Origin of the sequence: Bradyrhizobium sp. JYMT SZCCT0180, assembly GCF_018130165.1 — a bacterium.
In the GTDB taxonomy this organism is placed as follows: domain Bacteria; phylum Pseudomonadota; class Alphaproteobacteria; order Rhizobiales; family Xanthobacteraceae; genus Bradyrhizobium.
Genome location: NZ_JAFCLZ010000013.1, coordinates 71,321 through 86,840 on the forward strand (window position 1 = coordinate 71,321; position 15,520 = coordinate 86,840).

The 15,520-nt window shown below is 63.2% G+C and carries 12 protein-coding genes and 3 pseudogenes; 2 read left to right on the top strand and 13 right to left on the bottom strand.

Annotated elements, in window-relative coordinates; all coding sequences use genetic code 11:
- Position 1 precedes the first annotated feature (1 nt).
- Positions 2 to 514 (top strand): Zn-ribbon domain-containing OB-fold protein, encoded by a 513-nt coding sequence (locus JQ641_RS19810; protein ID WP_192739990.1) that lies wholly within the window; start codon positions 2 to 4, stop codon positions 512 to 514.
- A 127-nt stretch (positions 515 to 641) separates the two neighbouring features.
- Here JQ641_RS19810 and JQ641_RS38500 read toward each other — a convergent pair.
- The 5 genes and pseudogenes from JQ641_RS38500 to JQ641_RS19835 all read right to left on the bottom strand — a co-directional run.
- A pseudogene (locus tag JQ641_RS38500) lies at positions 642 to 743 on the bottom strand (phosphopantothenoylcysteine decarboxylase domain-containing protein); the annotation flags it as partial.
- A 178-nt stretch (positions 744 to 921) separates the two neighbouring features.
- A complete protein-coding gene (locus tag JQ641_RS19820) occupies positions 922 to 1,764 on the bottom strand; it encodes an LLM class F420-dependent oxidoreductase (protein ID WP_192739991.1) in 843 nt (280 codons plus the stop codon).
- Between the two features lie 242 nt (positions 1,765 to 2,006).
- Entirely contained in the window at positions 2,007 to 2,579 is a 573-nt protein-coding gene (locus JQ641_RS19825) for a TIGR03668 family PPOX class F420-dependent oxidoreductase (RefSeq protein ID WP_211997658.1), read from the bottom strand.
- Between the two features lie 167 nt (positions 2,580 to 2,746).
- The gene (locus JQ641_RS19830; RefSeq protein WP_211997659.1) at positions 2,747 to 3,649 is read right to left on the bottom strand and encodes a GNAT family N-acetyltransferase; all 903 of its coding nucleotides are present in this window, start codon (positions 3,647 to 3,649) and stop codon (positions 2,747 to 2,749) included.
- Positions 3,650 to 3,666: 17 nt separating this feature from the next.
- The gene (locus JQ641_RS19835; protein ID WP_211997660.1) at positions 3,667 to 5,049 is read right to left on the bottom strand and encodes an FAD-binding oxidoreductase; all 1,383 of its coding nucleotides are present in this window, start codon (positions 5,047 to 5,049) and stop codon (positions 3,667 to 3,669) included.
- A 107-nt stretch (positions 5,050 to 5,156) separates the two neighbouring features.
- Here JQ641_RS19835 and JQ641_RS19840 point away from each other — a divergent pair, with 107 nt between their 5' ends.
- On the top strand, positions 5,157 to 6,053 hold the full coding sequence (locus JQ641_RS19840) for a LysR substrate-binding domain-containing protein (RefSeq protein ID WP_211997661.1): 897 nt from the start codon (positions 5,157 to 5,159) through the stop codon (positions 6,051 to 6,053).
- Between the two features lie 191 nt (positions 6,054 to 6,244).
- Here the strand turns inward: JQ641_RS19840 and JQ641_RS19845 are convergent.
- From JQ641_RS19845 to JQ641_RS19880, 8 genes and pseudogenes are all read right to left on the bottom strand, one after another.
- A pseudogene (locus JQ641_RS19845) lies at positions 6,245 to 6,465 on the bottom strand (hypothetical protein).
- Positions 6,466 to 6,972: 507 nt separating this feature from the next.
- Entirely contained in the window at positions 6,973 to 7,374 is a 402-nt protein-coding gene (locus tag JQ641_RS19850) for a hypothetical protein (RefSeq protein ID WP_211997662.1), read from the bottom strand.
- A gap of 292 nt (positions 7,375 to 7,666) precedes the next feature.
- Positions 7,667 to 9,391 carry a site-specific integrase gene (locus JQ641_RS19855; RefSeq protein ID WP_211997663.1) on the bottom strand — a complete coding sequence of 575 codons (1,725 nt, stop codon included), beginning with the start codon at positions 9,389 to 9,391 and terminating at the stop codon, positions 7,667 to 7,669.
- A 386-nt stretch (positions 9,392 to 9,777) separates the two neighbouring features.
- Entirely contained in the window at positions 9,778 to 10,467 is a 690-nt protein-coding gene (locus JQ641_RS19860) for a GntR family transcriptional regulator (RefSeq protein WP_349628592.1), read from the bottom strand.
- Between the two features lie 130 nt (positions 10,468 to 10,597).
- On the bottom strand, positions 10,598 to 11,341 hold the full coding sequence (locus JQ641_RS19865; protein WP_211997665.1) for an aspartate/glutamate racemase family protein: 744 nt from the start codon (positions 11,339 to 11,341) through the stop codon (positions 10,598 to 10,600).
- Between the two features lie 11 nt (positions 11,342 to 11,352).
- The gene (locus tag JQ641_RS19870; RefSeq protein ID WP_211997666.1) at positions 11,353 to 12,624 is read right to left on the bottom strand and encodes an NAD(P)/FAD-dependent oxidoreductase; all 1,272 of its coding nucleotides are present in this window, start codon (positions 12,622 to 12,624) and stop codon (positions 11,353 to 11,355) included.
- A complete protein-coding gene (locus tag JQ641_RS19875) occupies positions 12,621 to 14,294 on the bottom strand; it encodes a thiamine pyrophosphate-binding protein (RefSeq protein ID WP_211997667.1) in 1,674 nt (557 codons plus the stop codon). The genes JQ641_RS19870 and JQ641_RS19875 overlap by 4 nt, the downstream gene beginning before the upstream one ends.
- Positions 14,291 to 15,517: pseudogene (locus JQ641_RS19880) on the bottom strand (pyridoxal phosphate-dependent aminotransferase). The gene JQ641_RS19875 and the pseudogene JQ641_RS19880 overlap by 4 nt, the downstream one beginning before the upstream one ends.
- Positions 15,518 to 15,520: the final 3 nt, after the last annotated feature.

Below are 15,520 nucleotides of genomic sequence, written 5' to 3' on the forward strand. Positions count from 1 at the left end.
AATGATATCCGCGCAATATCTTGGCATGCCGCTTGAGATCAATGATCTCGACCATGAGAACCTCGACTACTTTGGCTACTGTGCGAAGCACGATTTTCGTCTGCAGCGCTGCGCCTCATGCAAGCTGCTGCGCTACCCACCGACAACGGCTTGCCCCTGGTGCAGCGGGCCGGATTCGGAATGGGTGTCGGTCGAGGGTCGCGGCACCGTGCATTCCTACACCGAAGTCCATCATGCCATTCAACCGGCTTTCAAGCAGTACACGCCATATCTCGTGCTGCTGGTCGAACTGGCCACTCAGAGCGGCGTGCCGACCAGGGAAGAGGGGCTCCGCGTGATCGGCAATCTGGTGCGGCCGGACGGTGTGCTCGCGCCGAAGGCCGAAGTCGAGCGGGTAGGCATCGGCACCCGGGTACGCATGGTGTTCACCGATGTTGCGCCAGGGTTGGCGTTGCCGCAGTGGACGATTGACGAGACTGCGGCCGGTGGCACGCCGTGGAGATACCGCGGGTAGGGGAGCCCGGTTCGCGCGCGCGGCGGCCGCAATGCCCTGCCAATCAGAGGTGACGCATGGACATCCAGACCAGTCCGGACCCGTTCGCCCGGGCGGTGATTGTCGCCGCGGCCGAAGAGGTCGAGCCCGGGCCGGACACCAGCGTGACATCAGCACCCGCGGCCTGGGCTGCGGCGGCGATTGCAAAACCCAGTTTGCCAGAAGAACGGTTGGCGATGTAGCGCACCGGAACTTCTGAATATGACTCGGAGCGGACACACCGTGTCCCGCTTGGTAGGGCCATGCCCCTTAGGTTTGGCGCGGTCCTCAAAAAGGGGGAATACATGCAACGGTGAGAGTTCGTTGCGGGACGGTGGCCACAGCAGTCCCGAGCTTTGGTTTCGTCGGGTGGCAGATGCACAGACTCTTTAGAGCGCCGTCACGAAGGAGGCGCTTTCATCCAGCATGGGCAAAATCGCGTCGCGGGGCTTGGGCGGAAGCATCAGGACGACCCGATCAACACCGGCGTCACGATAGCGTTTTAGCAGCTCCAAGTCTCGGGGTGCACCGAAGACGTTGAAGGAGAGCGACGCGGGATCGCGGCCAGCGTCCTTTGCCATTTGACGGAATTGCGGCAGCACCTCGAGCGGATCCAGCGCGCGTCCGCCGATCGGAATCCAGCCGTCGCCATAGGCGATCGCCCGTTTTGCTGCGTGGGGGAATGCGCCCCCGACAACGATGGGCGGGTGAGGTTTTTGAACCGGTTTGGGCCACTGCATCATGGGTTCGAACTTGACGAATTCGCCGTCGAATGCCGCCGTTGACTGCGTCCAGATTTGCTTCATCGCCCGGATCCGCTCACCCATCAGCTTGAAGCGGGTTGCAAACGCAGTGCCGTGATTGGCCATCTCCTCCTCGTTCCAACCAGCGCCGATGCCAAAAATGAACCGGCCCGAGGAAAGCTGGTCGACGGTCGATACCTCCTTGGCGGTGTGGATTGGATCACGCTCGACGACAAGACAGATCCCCGTCGCAAGCTTGATGGTTTTCGTCACCGCGGCGGCAGCGGCCAGCGAGAGGAACGGATCGTAGGTATCGTAATAATACTTCGGCAGCTCGGCGCCCCCGGGCCACGGCGATTTGCGACTGGTGGGAATGTGACTGTGCTCCGGCAACCACAATGACTCGTATCCCCGCGCCTCCGCCGCGACGGCAAGGTCGTGCGGTGGAATCGAGTAATCCGTCGGAAACATCGTAAGCCCGACATGCATGTTCAGTGCTCCTCGGTTGAGGCCAGGCTCCATCACACGCGACCGCACGTGGTGGTCGCACATATCAGGGGCGCGCCAATGTCCTTTTCAACTCTATCAAAGAAATGAGCGGACGTAGCGCTGTTTGTCGCAACGCTGGCCCTCATCGCAGCGACGGCTTGTCGAGCTTCGCACATCGGGCGGGATTGCAGGGTCTCGGAGTGGGACGTCCGGGCCTTACGCCATTACGGTCGCAACAGCCTCTAGGCTTGACTATCATAATCGGCCTCGTCCGCGTCCACGGACAGGTTGCCCCAGTTCGTCACCCGCTCCAGGCGGACCGCTATGACGAGACGTTCAGCGATCTGCATCGCCGCCAACTGGCGGTACCGAGATCGTAGCAGTTCCTGCGCGCGATCGTGCTCCGCTCCGGCACGCAAGATCTCAGCCCGTCCACGCAACATAACCCAGCCAAGCCGCGTCCAGTCTTCGTCGTACCGATCAACCATGATAGCGACCATCGGGTTGCGCTCGATGTTGCGGACGCGCTTGAGTGCTGGTCCAGCCACACGCTTCGGCTTCTCGTCGATGGTGATGTAAAGAGTGCCTTGCGAAATCGTAAAGCACACCGGCACGACGTGCGGAATGGCCCGGCTATCGGCCGTGGCAAGATGCCCGACCCGTCGCGTCAACAGGAACCTGCGTTCGTGGTCTGACAGCACGTGACGGTCCGCCGCGCAATGACTGTCAATGGCGCCGATACTACACGGCTTGGCTCGGCTTCGCCACTCAGGAATCGACGTTCGACCAAGCGTCGGCAGGCCTGCCGGGTCCACTTCTGCCTCTTCAGCGTACCTACGCGATCACGGATCGCCACTAGCATCTCGTTATAATCCCTGAGCTCTGACCTGTTGCTTACCGGATGCCGTGCCAGTCGCCTGCATTCGCAATCATCGCTTCAACTGCGCGGATCGTGCCTCCGCCAATGAGGTTTAAAGTTGGATCACATAAAGCCTGGATTGCGGGGCAGATATCCGCTCCAATCGCCGAACTCGCGCGCCGACATCAACAGCATCGGAACGGTGATGCGCATCCCGTGCTCGACCGCGGTCTTGAGAGCCGCTTCGGCCGCGCCGGGAAGAAAGGCCGAAACCTGTGGAGATCCAATTTCCAGCGCAAGAGCCAGCGCGGTCGTAAACGCACCGCCGAGAGCATCGGCCCGTGCGACGGCAAGCGGACCAATGTGGCCGCTCGAGCTGACATAGGCATACCCGACGCACTCTTCTCCGGAATAAAGCGCCACGCCCTTCGTCGCCTTGTCGCTGAGCAGATAGCGGTGATGCTTCTCTCGCGAGACATCCACAACCCCTGCATCGATGCGGGTGAGTTTTTGCAGGTCCGAAGCTGTTTCCTCGAGAGGCACGCTGCGGAGTTGCCGCCCTTTCAAACGGTCCCTCAGAAGTTCACGCGAGATACTGAAATTATAGATGGGACAGCGCGGAAATAGGCCGTGCCGGATGTAAAGCCCCTGCGACACCGTGTTGAACGTGAAGGTGATCAGCGCCCTGTTGGTAGCGCCGGAGTTCTTCGCATGTTCGAATGTCCGCTTGAGCAGTTCACTGCCGATGCTGCGCCCCTGATGATCGGGCGACACGAATAGCTGCGCGAGAAACCACAGGTCGCCGCAAACCCAGCTCCATGCGAAGCCGAGAATTTCGCCGGCCTCCTCCGCCACCCACAGCCCGTCAGCATCATCCTTTAGCGAAAACAGCTGAAATGCGGGTGGCCTCGATGCAGCCATCGGGCCGAAGCCGTGCCGCTGCGTGAGGTCGTTTATGCTGGCGACCACCAACCTATCGCTTATCTCCAGGTCCCTGTCGCGGGCGGGCCGGTACGTGATCGGCATCGGCAATTTCCCCATACTCAGGCTGACGGTCGAATGTTCTGGTTCATGCGAAAGAAGTTTTTCGGATCGTACTTCGTCTTGAGCTCCTGGAGGCGCCGGTAGTTGGGCCCATAGGCGGCGGGCACCGGATCGCCCGTCTCGTCGTCGTCAAGGTAATTCACGTACCGGCCTGCGGCGACGAAGGGCTGCATCTCGGCATAGGTCTCCCGCGCCCACGCAATGCACGCGTCGGTGTCGGCCGCATCCCTCCATTGCGAGAGGACCAGGAAGTTATAGCCTTCGGCGCGGTGCGGGAAGGCCGTGTCGCCGGCGCCGATCCGGGCCGCGGCGCCATGGACGTGCTCCAGGAGCAACTGGCCCATCGGGGTTGGGCATCGCGCGAAGCAGGAGATCATCGTCTCGATGGCATCGTCGCTCAATCCGGCGAGGAAGCTCGACTTCCAGTAGTTGAAGGCGCCACGAGGATAGGCGCCGTCGAGCATCCCATTGAGTTGGCAGTAGGGCATCGGACCGATCGCGTCGATGACGGGGGACCCGAAGCGCTTCAGCGGCCGCATGGCTTCCTCGCCGGCCTCGACCGAGCCGCAGTGGCACGTCGCCATGGCCGCCACCTTGGTGCCAGAGCCGTCGGGAGCATGTGTGAGGGTTGCGAAAATCGTGTGTTCATCGGGCAGGGAGGCCGAGGCCGTGCTCTCCCGAAAGAATCGCAGCAGTTCGCGGGCTGCGTCGAAGGTGTGGATGACGAGGCCAGCGGTTACGGTGGGGCCGACCGGGTACAACTGATATTCGAGTGAAGTTGCCACGCCGAAGTTTCCGCCCCCGCCGCGAACGGCCCAGAAAAGGTCGGGCTCTTCGTCCCGGCTTGCCCGCACCACCTTGCCTTCGGCGGTGACGAGCTCGACCGATCGAAGATTGTCGAGGGCGAGGCCATACTTGCCCATCAACCAGCCCAGGCCACCACCGAGGGTGAGCCCGGCTATTCCAGTGCTGGAAACAACCCCGCCCGTGACCGCCAGGCCGTGCAGTTGGGTTTCCCGGTTGAGCTCGCCCCAGGTGACGCCCCCTTTGGCACGTACCGTCTGACCCTTGGGATCGACCTCGATGCCTTTCATCAGCGAGAGGTCGATGACCAATCCGCCGTCGATGGTAGCGCGGCCCGCCACGTTGTGACCGCCACCTCGAACCGCGACTTCGAGACCCAGCTTGCGCGTGAGGTTTACGGCATCGACCACGTCGGCGACGCCACGGCACCTGGCGATCAGCGCGGGACGCTTGTCCACCAGACCATTGTGGACTTTTCGCGCTTCCTCGTAGCCTGCGTCCGCCGGCCTCAGGAGTTGGCCGGAGAAAGTGGCGGAAAGCTCACCGGTGACTTCGGCCACGGATTGAACTGAGCTCATGGGGCGCTCCGGGTTGGGGGTCTCATGCCTTCTTCCGCCCGGACCGTACCGGGAGCAAACTCGAATAATTCAGCCCAGGGTGAAGGATCTTCATCTACACTTAGGGTATGGACAAGCTTCCGCCACTGATCGAGCTGCGCGCCTTTGATGCGGCGGCACGGCATTTGAGCTTCAAGAAGGCCGCGGCCGAGCTTGGCGTGACGCCGACGGCGATCAGCCATCAGATACGGCAGTTGGAGCGGTATTGCGGGCGGGCTCTATTTCGGCGGAGGCCGCGACCACTGTCTCTGACGGACGCCGGAGCACGCCTTTTTCCCAGAGTGCGTGAGGGTCTGGAAACGTTCGTCACTGCTTTTGCCGCCATGAGGCGCGATGACGACGCGCAACCTCTTCGGGTCACGACGACCAACGCGTTTGCGAGCCGCTGGCTTGTGCCGCGGCTGCCGCGCTGGAAGAAGGCGCGTCCCAATGCGCCGCTCGACGTGATCGGCACCGACGGCGTTCTGGACCTGCATGCCGGCGATGCCGACGTCGCGATCCGCTATGCCCGCACCTTGCCGATGGAGGGGCCCGCCAAGGAATTCCTGAGCGACACGTACTGGCCTGTCTGCAGCCCTGAATTGGCCTCGGGCCTGAAGCGTGCCGCCGGCCTTCGCGGACAGGTTCTCGTTCATTGCTGGTGGTCACCGTCCGATACCGAGGCACCGACCTGGCATAGATGGCTCGCCGCAGCACGAAGCAAGTGGCGCGACGTGCCGGAATTCAAGGAAATGGACCACCTGAGCTTCAGGGAGGAGCTGCATGCCATCGAGGCGGTGGTTGCCGGTCAGGGCATCGGCATCTTCAGCGACGTCCTCGTGGCGCGCGAACTCGCGGCGCGGACGCTCGTGAGACCTTTCGATTTGTGCTTGCCGGGATATCGGTTCTATGTGGTTCGAACGACGGATCATCCGCGCGAGAAGACCATCCAGGCCTTCGCGACCTGGCTGCAGTCGGTCCTCTAACCCTCAATCGTTCACCGGAATCCTACGCAGCTGTCTTCAGCTGATCGTTTACGATCTGCGACTACGTTTCCGTTCGATGGACGACTACGATCCCCAACGCGAGGCCGAAACGACCATGAAGCTCGCCAAGGCCTGGCGAGCTCGCCCGCGTACGCGGGCGGCGCTCCCGAAAGGCGCACCGGCCAGGCGGCCTAGCCGCAATCCGGCGGGCGCTCGGGGCAACTATCGCCGATCGAGTTCAGCACATCCCGAATTTCCGCAACTGCCTGATCCGGAGGGACGCCGGGCGGCGGATCCGCGCGGTCCCGCATCCAGCCGTGCTCCTCGCATTCGCGGGTCGCGTGAGCTTCCTGCAGCACGCCCAGCCGCCCAGCGTCCGGATCGCGGGCCACCGTTCCTTTGTCATCAGCATCGAGATCCCTCCTACACGGGACGAATCCTTCCACCCCGGCCCTCGTTCCGGCAGCTAACACATGACAGGGATTCGAAATTGCGGGGGGCGCGCCTTTCCACTCGTTCCGCTCGCCCGGACAGAGCGTCCAGCGCCGCCCGCCGCTTCTCGATGGAGGGGCGGTCGCTGGTTGGCGGCAGCCTCCAAAACTCAACTGGCGGCTTTTGGCGCAAAGCGGCCGATCGCGATCGGCGTTATGGTTGGCGGAAGAGGGTGTCTCGGTGCCCTTTGGGCGGTTGGCTTTACTGTCACGCTACCTTTCAGCGATGACATCCTTTCGAGGGACTGCTGAGGTAACGCACACTTTGATCACCGTGTGATCCAAAAACTTCCGTCCACCCCACGTTACATCATGTCACCGTGTGATATTTCGCGGCAGAATTTCTCTCCCGGAGGAGCGGCGAGGCAAACAAAAAAGGCGGCCACTAGGACCGCCTTTCACTATCCCTCGTACGGCTATAGCCAGATTCATATCCCGGCTTTGGCCAGCCGCGCCTTGTGCTCGCGCAGCCATGCGCGCGAACGCCGCCATTTGGCTATGTCCCCCTCACAATTGTCAAGCATACGACCAAGACGAACGCAAATCTGCTCTCGGTCGAAACCGGCGTCTACCAATTCGCATTCTATCGTGGTGCGCAATAGCTGAATGAGATGGTGTTCTGGTTCGCGATCGATGGAGCGAAGGACAATGCCAAGAGTAACGATGGCGAAGTCCATCCGGGTCGGAGCCGAATTCTTTTCCAGACGTGCGCGATATTTGGCCTGAACGTTCGCGTGCTTCTCGCGCTTTTCGATCTGCCGTTTGGTTTGCCGAAGCTGCTCAAGGTGTCGCGTGAGTTGCACTTCTTCGTCGTCAGCCAGATCATCCATGTCTTTCTTCCAAGGTGTCCGAGGTGAATTGAACCTCGGAACCGTGCAAGAGCCAAACATGCCTGGACCTCTTTTATCGCTGCGATAATTCGAAGCCGGGGTTTTTAGCTTGCGCGCTGTCTCACAGGCGTGTAGCACAGCCTCAGTAACGGCACGTGAACAACGCGTCTTTTCAATGGGTTAACTGCGAGCTCGACGGAGGTTCGATCCCTCCCGCCCCAGCCAGAAGCTCCGCTTAGCCTGACGAAACCGTTCGAATCGTTCCCGGTGCGCCGTTCAGGCCAGCGAAAACTCAATAAGTCTTTAGGACCGTGAGCCCACCGGCGTCGGCGCGATTCTTCGCCGCGAGTAGGATCTCTCTCATCCGCTTGATCACTGGCGGTTCGAGTGCCTCGATCTTGGCCGCGATTTGCGGATCGAGAATGCCTTTCCGGCCATAACGGCCGCGAACGTCGCTGGCGTGCCCGAGGATGCGGTCGCGCGTCCGCTGCGCGATGCCGTCGCTGTCAAGCCAGTCGGCCATGAGGTGGCGCGTGCTGTAGAGCGTCAAGTCGGCACGGCTCAACTTCAGAATCTTCTTCGCGTATTGCCAAGACTTGCTCAGCGGCTGAGACCAGCGCTGCGTGCCGTCCTTCCGGACGTACACGTCCCACTCGGGGAACAGGCGCTCCTCGCCCCGGTCCATCAGCTCCTGCATCCGTTCAAGTAGACCCAATTCGATCAGCAGGGGATGGATCGGGATCACACGCCCGGCGGCGTTGGTCTTGAGGTTGCGCAGATCCTGGAGCGCGACGCGTCCTCCGCGTGCATCGAAGGGTCGCAAATCGAAGTAGAAGAATTGATGATCGGTCCTGATGTCGGCGCATCTGAGTTGGCCTACCTCGCCCGGACGCATGCCGGTCAAGATGCAGATCAGAAAGCCCCAGTAGATGTGAGACTGCACGAAGTAGTTGCCTGTTTGCCAGACGTGCATGCGGTTCTTGCAGCCGGTGAACAGCGGTCGCTTCAAAAGCGTGATCAGTTCCTCGTCGTCAAAAGCGTCGCGCGGCAGGGGCGCCAAGTTTTCCGGATCGATGCACTCGAAAGTGTGGCGGGGGCCGCTGTAGCGCTTCTCCAGGATCGCCCAGTCGACGAATTTGTTGAGGCCGCCCCAGTACCTGCTCTTGATCGTGGTCGTGGTGAGGCGGGTGAGCTTGGACCAGCCGCGCGTTTCCGCATACTTGTAGCGTTGGAACAGTGTCCTAGAAAATTCGCGCGGTATGCTGTCGCGGTTCGGGATGTCCGGTAACGCCTCGTCGAGCAGCTTCCACTTGTCGTCGGTGAGCTCGTTCATCGGCGGGTCGCCCAAGAAGTCGATCGCGAACTGGACGACGGATTCGGCCTCTCCGCGGCCTTTCATTTTGTGCTGGCGTTTGCGCCCGGCGGGTCGCAGAAATTCCTGGAGCAGTGCAGACATACGATCGGATGAGCCCGTAGCGGCGCCTTCGGGCCTGGGCGGCTCCGTCGGAACGCCGGGAACAGTCGGGGCGATCGCCGGTGCCAACGGGGCGACGTTGGCCGGCACCAACTGAGCCACACGCTGGGCCACCGCATCCTGAACGAGGCGATCGATCATGGCGATTGGGTCGAACGTCTGCGGCCGGCCGGTCGAGGCCGGCTTCGGCTCGGGCGCCCAGCCCTCATTGGCAGCCTCTTTGGCTTCGCGGCGGCCAGCCTCGTAGGAGCGGCGGACGGTCAGACGAGCAATCTTGCCTTCGGCGGCCTTGTTCTGGTCGACGAAGTCGACCCACAGGCTCGGCATTTGCGGGAACCGCATCGGATAGGCGTATCCACGCTCCTGCGCGCGAGTGAGGAAGCGCCGTACCTCGTGCTCGAAGGCGCAGCGCTCGGCCAGCAGCCGTTCGTCGGCCGGCGAGCCGTGGTCGACATGGCTCCGCAGCCGAGCTTCCAGCGCGGTCCCCAAAGCTTCCAGGTCCGGAGCCTCGATCAGCTCCTGCACCCATCCAAGATTGTCCACCAGCCGTCTCCGGGCCTCACCAAAATCCGACGTTCTGAGGCTGACACGGAGGAGGGGGAGTCCAAAGAGCTGAGCGGCCTGTTTCCCCAGCCGAATCTGCAGGAAATACCGTCCGTCGCCACGCCGGGCGAGATAAGAGGGACGAGCCACGTTGGTAGCCTTTCCGGAGGGGGCGAAAGTGAGACATCCAGTTGAGATGTCACACCATCAAATCCGCTACTCCAAATTGGCCAAAGTATTGAAAAATCAAAGGATTTTATCTGAGATCGAACCTGGTAGCGTTTCCCTCTCTCGCTACCAATTTACCTGGCATCTAGCTCCAGATTGAACGTGAGGTCTCAGACCTCAGCCGTCGCGCCGAAGGGCGCGCTGATGGCGTGATCCGGCTAATTCGCCGCCGATCTTGCGGCCGGCATGTAGATCTGGGCGTAGCCTTCCTTGATCGCGGAGGTGATCCGATCAAGCCGTCGGTCGATGTGCTTTTCCAGCACCGAGACACAAGTCTCTTCGTCCCGCGCCTTCAGGCCCAGCACCACGGCGCGATGCTCGGCCTGGGTGTTGGAGCGGTTGATGCGATCCATGTCGATCCAGCGCACGAAGCGGATGCGGGCGTTGACGTTGCGCAGCACGCGCAGCATCTCGGCATTGTTCGACATCGCCATCAGGCGCTCATGGAACGTTTCATCAAGCTCGACCAGTTCGACGGACGAGCGCTCGCCGGGGTCGGGACCGGTCGCCTGGAGAAACGCCAGCAGCGCGTCGATGTCTTCATCGCTGGCGCGCTTGATCGCGAGGCGGATGGAGGCGATCTCGATCGACTTGCGCAACTCATAGAGGTCGAAGATCTCATGCGCATCGAGCTCGCGGCAGAAAAAGCCCTTTCCCGGCGTGAAGCGCAGGAAGCCTTCGGTGTTCAGGCGGTTCAAGGCTTCGCGCAGCGGCGTGCGGCTCACGCCGAGGCGCTTGGCCAGTTCGCCCTCATTGAGGCGTTCGCCGGGCTTCAACTCGTAGCTCACGGCCATCGCCTTGAGCTTCTCGTAGACGCGATCGACGACGCTATCGGAACCGAGTTCCACGTGACATACCCCAGCTGAATGCATTGCCGAACACAGCCGAATATACCGAGGCAGTACGGGCAATGGCAAATGCGCAAAGCCGTCGGGAGTTGATGTCCCAAGGCTTATTATTGGCTTTTGAGCCGGGCGATCAGGCAAAGACGCGCGGGCGCAGCCCTGCGTGGAACCAGGTGATCATGGAGTAGATGTCGTAGACCGGGAGTCCGACCTCGGCCTGCAGCGCGGCGGCGTAAGGCGGCATGTTGGTGCATTCGAGCACGATCGCGCGGACCTCCGGATGTCGGGCAACGAGCTCCTTGCCGGCCTCGACCACATCCTGTTCGGCCAGCGCGACGTCCATGTCGTCCTTCTCGGCCTTGATCAGAACGCGGAAGAATTCGCGGCCGTTTTCGGTGCCGACCAGCGGCGTGTCGAGCGGCACGCCGGCGCCTTCGAGATGCGCCGGCGATAATGTCGAGCCCGACACGGTGACGAGGCCGACGCGCTTGCCCGGTGGCAGCGTCGCCTGCACCCACGGCACCTGCATCAGGGATGAGGTCGCAACGGGCACGCCGACCGCGGCCGCGAGCTCCTTCTGGAACAGCGCCAGGAAACCGCAATTGGTGGTGATGGCCTCGGCGCCGAGCCGCACCAGGTCCTTCGCGGCATCGATGAAATCCGGCAGCAGCCCGGCCGCGCCCTTCAGCACGACTTTCTCGGGCGATGCGCCGCCCACCACGCGATAAAGCACCGGGAACGGCCAGGTGGTGCCGTTGCCCATGTCGCCGGGAATCCGCGGAAAGCGCGCTTCGAGCATGAGAATGCCGAGCGGCGCGCCGTAGAGCGCCTTGCCGCCGCGGGCGATGCGTGAAGAGGAATTGGCTGGATGGGTCATGGCGCGATGTCTCAGAGGAAGCGGGAGGGAGCGAAGGGATCAAGCGGAATTTCCGGCGGCTTGCCGCTCAACAATTGCGCGACGAGCCGGCCGGTGCGTGCCGAGCCGACCAGGCCGACATGGCCGTGGCCGAAAGCGTAGACGACGTCGCGCGTGGCGCGTGCATAGCCGATGCAGGGACGCCCGTCCGGCATGCTCGGGCGATGGCCGAACCAGGTCTTGATGCGAGAGGCTGGAATGTTCTTCGGCAGTTTTGGGAACATGCTGAAGAGGTTGTCGCGCAGGATCTCGGCGCGCTTCCAGTTCGGTTCGGCATCGAGGCCCGCGATCTCCACCGTCCCGGCGGCGCGCAGGCCCTTGTCGGTCCAGTTGACGACCATCTTGGCATCTGAAGCCATCATCGAGCTGCGCGGACCCGATTCCGGGTGCTCGATCATGACGTGATATCCGCGCTCGGTTTCCAGCGGCAACGGATCGCCGATCGAGGCGGTCAATCGTCTCGAGTGCGCACCGGCGGCCACGACCGCGGCATCGCACGGAATTTCGCCACTCTCCGTGATGACGGCGATGAGCTTGTTACCGTCGAGCTTGAGACCCGTCGCCTTGGCCGCGACACGCTTGGCGCCGAGCGCTATCGCGTGCGCGCCAAGTGCGGCGACATAGCAACCGGGATCGCGACAATGCCCGGCTTCTTCCACCACCACGCCGAACTTGTAGCGCGGATGAAGATCAGGCTCGCGCTGACGCATCTCGTCTTCGGTCAACTCCAGCCACTCGATGCCGACGCGCTTGCGGATGCGCCAGCCGAGATCTCCGTCAAAGGGCGCGCGCGAGGGGAACACATGCATCACCCCGCGCCGCTCGATCAATTCGGGAACGCCGGCTTCTTCCGCGAGCTGCTTGTGCAGCAGCGGCGCGTCCTTGAGGAGATCGCGCAGCGCCCGCGCCGTTTTCTCGACTTGCGCCTCGGTCCAGCTCGACAGCAGATACTTGATCAGCCAAGGCAACGCCTTCGGCAGGTACGACCAGCGGATCGCGAGCGGCCCAAGAGGGTCCATCAGATAACCGGGCACCTTCTTCCAGGTGCCGGGCTCTGCCGGCGGGATCACCGAATGCGACGACAGCCAGCCGGCATTGCCGTAGCTCGCGGCTTGCGTGCCGCCGGGTTCACCGGGATCGATCAGCGTCACGCGATGGCCGTCGCGTAGCGCCTCGATCGCGCTGATCACGCCGACCGCGCCGGCGCCGATAATGGCAACGTGGCGCCCGGTTTTCTGGCTCATCGGCGGGCCTTGTCCTCTGACGCAAAGTCCTTGCTGACTGAAATCGCGCGCGGGTCGATCAGGCAGTGCAGGATCGACGGCTTGCCTGAAGCGAGCGCGCGCTCGAAGGCCGGTGCGAATTCTTCGGTGCGTTCGACCCGTTCGCCATGGCCGCCGAACGCCTTGGCGTAGAGCGCGAAATCCGGGTTCTTGAGTTGCGTGCCGACGACGCGACCGGGATAGTCGCGTTCCTGGTGCATGCGGATGGTGCCGTATTGCGCGTTGTCGATGACGATCACGATCAGCGCCGCGTCGTATTGCACGGCGGTCGCGAACTCCTGTCCGTTCATCAGGAAGCAACCGTCGCCGGCGAAGGCGACAACGACGCGCTCCGGATATTGCCGCTTGGCGAGCACCGCCGCCGGCACGCCATAGCCCATCGAGCCGGAAGTCGGCGCGAGCTGGGCGGCAAAGCTGTGGAAGCGATGATGGCGATGCAGCCAGCCGGCGTAGTTGCCGGCGCCGTTGCAGACGATCGCGTCCTTTGGCAGGCGGTCGCGCAGCCAGGTGACGATCTTGCCATACTGGAAGGCGCCGGGCAGTTCGCGCACGCCTCCCGTCCATTCGAGATAATCCACGTGCGCCTTGGCGGCCTCACCCTTCCAGGCCGGCGCGGCCGCAGGCTTCAGTGTTTCGACCGCAGCGGCGAACGCGGCCGGCGTCGCCTGGATCGCGAGCGTCGGCTGGTAGACGCGGCCGAGCTCATCGGAGCCCGGATGGACGTGGATGAGCTTCTGGCTCGGCACGGGGATGTCGAGCAGCGTATAGGACGATGACGGCATCTCCGACATGCGCCCGCCGATCAGGAGAATAACATCGGCGCCGGTGATGCGCGCCTTGAGTCCCGGGCTCGGGCCGATGCCGAGGTCGCCAGCATAGTGCGAGTGATCGGCGTCGATCAGCGAGGCGCGGCGGAAAGAGGTTGCGACGGGGAGATCGAACCGCTCGGCGAAGCGCGCGATGCCTTGGGTCGCCTCGGTGGTCCAGCCCGAGCCGCCGAGAATGACGATCGGCGCCCTGGCGCCTGCGAGCATGGCGCCGAGACGGTCGAGATCGGCAGGCGCGGGCCAGCTCGCCGCCGGCTCGACGCGAGGCGCATCCGCCACCGCTGCCGTTTCGGTCAGCATGTTCTCGGGCAGGGCGATCACCACGGGACCGGGACGGCCCTGCAGGGCCACGCGAAATGCTCGCGCGACCAGTTCCGGGATCCGGTCGGGGCGGTCGATCTCGACCACCCATTTCGCCATCGTTCCGAACACGGCCTTGTAGTCGAGTTCCTGAAACGCCTCGCGCTCGCGCATGCCGGTATCGACCTGGCCGACGAACAGGATCATCGGCGTCGAGTCCTGCATCGCAATGTGCACGCCGTGACTGGCGTTGGTCGCGCCGGGACCGCGGGTGACGAAGCAGATTCCGGGGCGGCCGGTGAGCTTGCCATAGGCTTCCGCCATCATCGCGGCGCCGCCTTCGGCGCGGCAGATCATGACGTCGATCTTGCTGTCATGGAGCGCGTCAAGCGCAGCGAGATAGCTCTCGCCCGGCACGCAGGTCACGCGCTCGATGCCCTGTGCGACGAGTTGATCGATGAGAATCTGGCCCCCGGAGCGGGCGTTGCTTTTCGGTGTGGTCACGACAGCTCCTTGCAGGCGTTGGTGATGCGTCGGATGGCTTCGCGCAGGTTTTGTTCTGATGTGGCGTAGGATAGACGGAAAAAGGGCGCAAGGCCGAAACAACTGCCGGGCACCACGGCAACATCGTGCCGTTCCAGCAGATAGCGGCAGAATGTGCGGTCGCTGTCGATCTCCGTGCCTTCTTGGGTGCGTCGGCCGATCAATCCGGCACAACTCGCAAAGACATAGAACGCACCTTCGGGCCTGCGGCAACTGACGCCGTCGATCGCGTTCAGCGCGTCCACCACAAGGTCGCGACGGCGCTGGAACGCGCTGCGGCGCTCGGCGAGGATGTCCTGCGGTCCGCTCAATGCCGCGATCGCGGCGGCCTGGCTGACCGAGCATGGGTTGGTCGTGCTCTGGCTCTGCACCACGGCGATGGCTGCGATCAGTTCACGCGGGCCGCCGCCATAGCCGACGCGCCAGCCGGTCATGGCATAAGCCTTGGAGACGCCATTGATGGTGAGCGTGCGGGCCTTGAGGCCGGGTTAGAGCGCTGCGGCGGTGACGAAGGGCGCGCCGTCATAGGTCAGATGTTCGTAGATATCGTCCGCCATCAGCCAGACCTGCGGGTGGCGTTTCAGCACGTCGAGGATCGGACGGAGCTGCGCCGCGGAATAGGCGGCGCCGGTCGGATTGGACGGCGAATTCAACAACAGCCAGCGCGTATGCGGCGTAATCGCGCGCTCGAGATCGTCGGCGTCGAGCCGGAAGCCGTTGGCCTCGCGACACGGCACGTCGACCGGCGTACCGTCCGCGATCCGCACCATATCGGCGTAGCTCGTCCAGTAGGGGGCCGCGAGAATGACTTCGTCGCCGGCGCTCAGCGTAGCCATGAAGGCGTTGTGGATCACCTGCTTGGCGCCGGCACCGCAGGTGATCTCGTCGCTGGCATAAATGAGGCCGTTCTCGCGACGGAATTTCTCGGCAACAGCCGCCTTCAGCTCGGACGTGCCGTCGAGGATCGTATATTTGGTCTGGCCGGCCCGAATGGCCGATTCCGCCGCGGCCTTGACGTGATCGGGCGTGTCGAAATCCGGCTCGCCGGCGCCGAGCACGATCACCGGCCGCCCCTCGCGCTTCAGCCGCTGTGCGGTCGCGCCGATTTTGAGAATCTCGGAGACGCCGATCGCGCCGAGACGTTTTGCGGCGAGAAAAGTTGCGGGTGAAGCCGGGACCGTCACGGA

Bases quoted from the DNA above. Each gene is read 5' to 3' on its own strand.
- JQ641_RS19870 (WP_211997666.1), bottom strand. From the start codon at position 12,624: ATGAGCCAGAAAACCGGGCGCCACGTTGCCATTATCGGCGCCGGCGCG.
- JQ641_RS19840 (WP_211997661.1), top strand. From the start codon at position 5,157: ATGGACAAGCTTCCGCCACTGATCGAGCTGCGCGCCTTTGATGCGGCG.
- JQ641_RS19830 (WP_211997659.1), bottom strand. From the start codon at position 3,649: ATGCCGATCACGTACCGGCCCGCCCGCGACAGGGACCTGGAGATAAGC.
- JQ641_RS19850 (WP_211997662.1), bottom strand. From the start codon at position 7,374: ATGGATGATCTGGCTGACGACGAAGAAGTGCAACTCACGCGACACCTT.
- JQ641_RS19865 (WP_211997665.1), bottom strand. From the start codon at position 11,341: ATGACCCATCCAGCCAATTCCTCTTCACGCATCGCCCGCGGCGGCAAG.
- JQ641_RS19820 (WP_192739991.1), bottom strand. From the start codon at position 1,764: ATGCATGTCGGGCTTACGATGTTTCCGACGGATTACTCGATTCCACCG.
- JQ641_RS19835 (WP_211997660.1), bottom strand. From the start codon at position 5,049: ATGAGCTCAGTTCAATCCGTGGCCGAAGTCACCGGTGAGCTTTCCGCC.
- JQ641_RS19810 (WP_192739990.1), top strand. From the start codon at position 2: ATGATATCCGCGCAATATCTTGGCATGCCGCTTGAGATCAATGATCTC.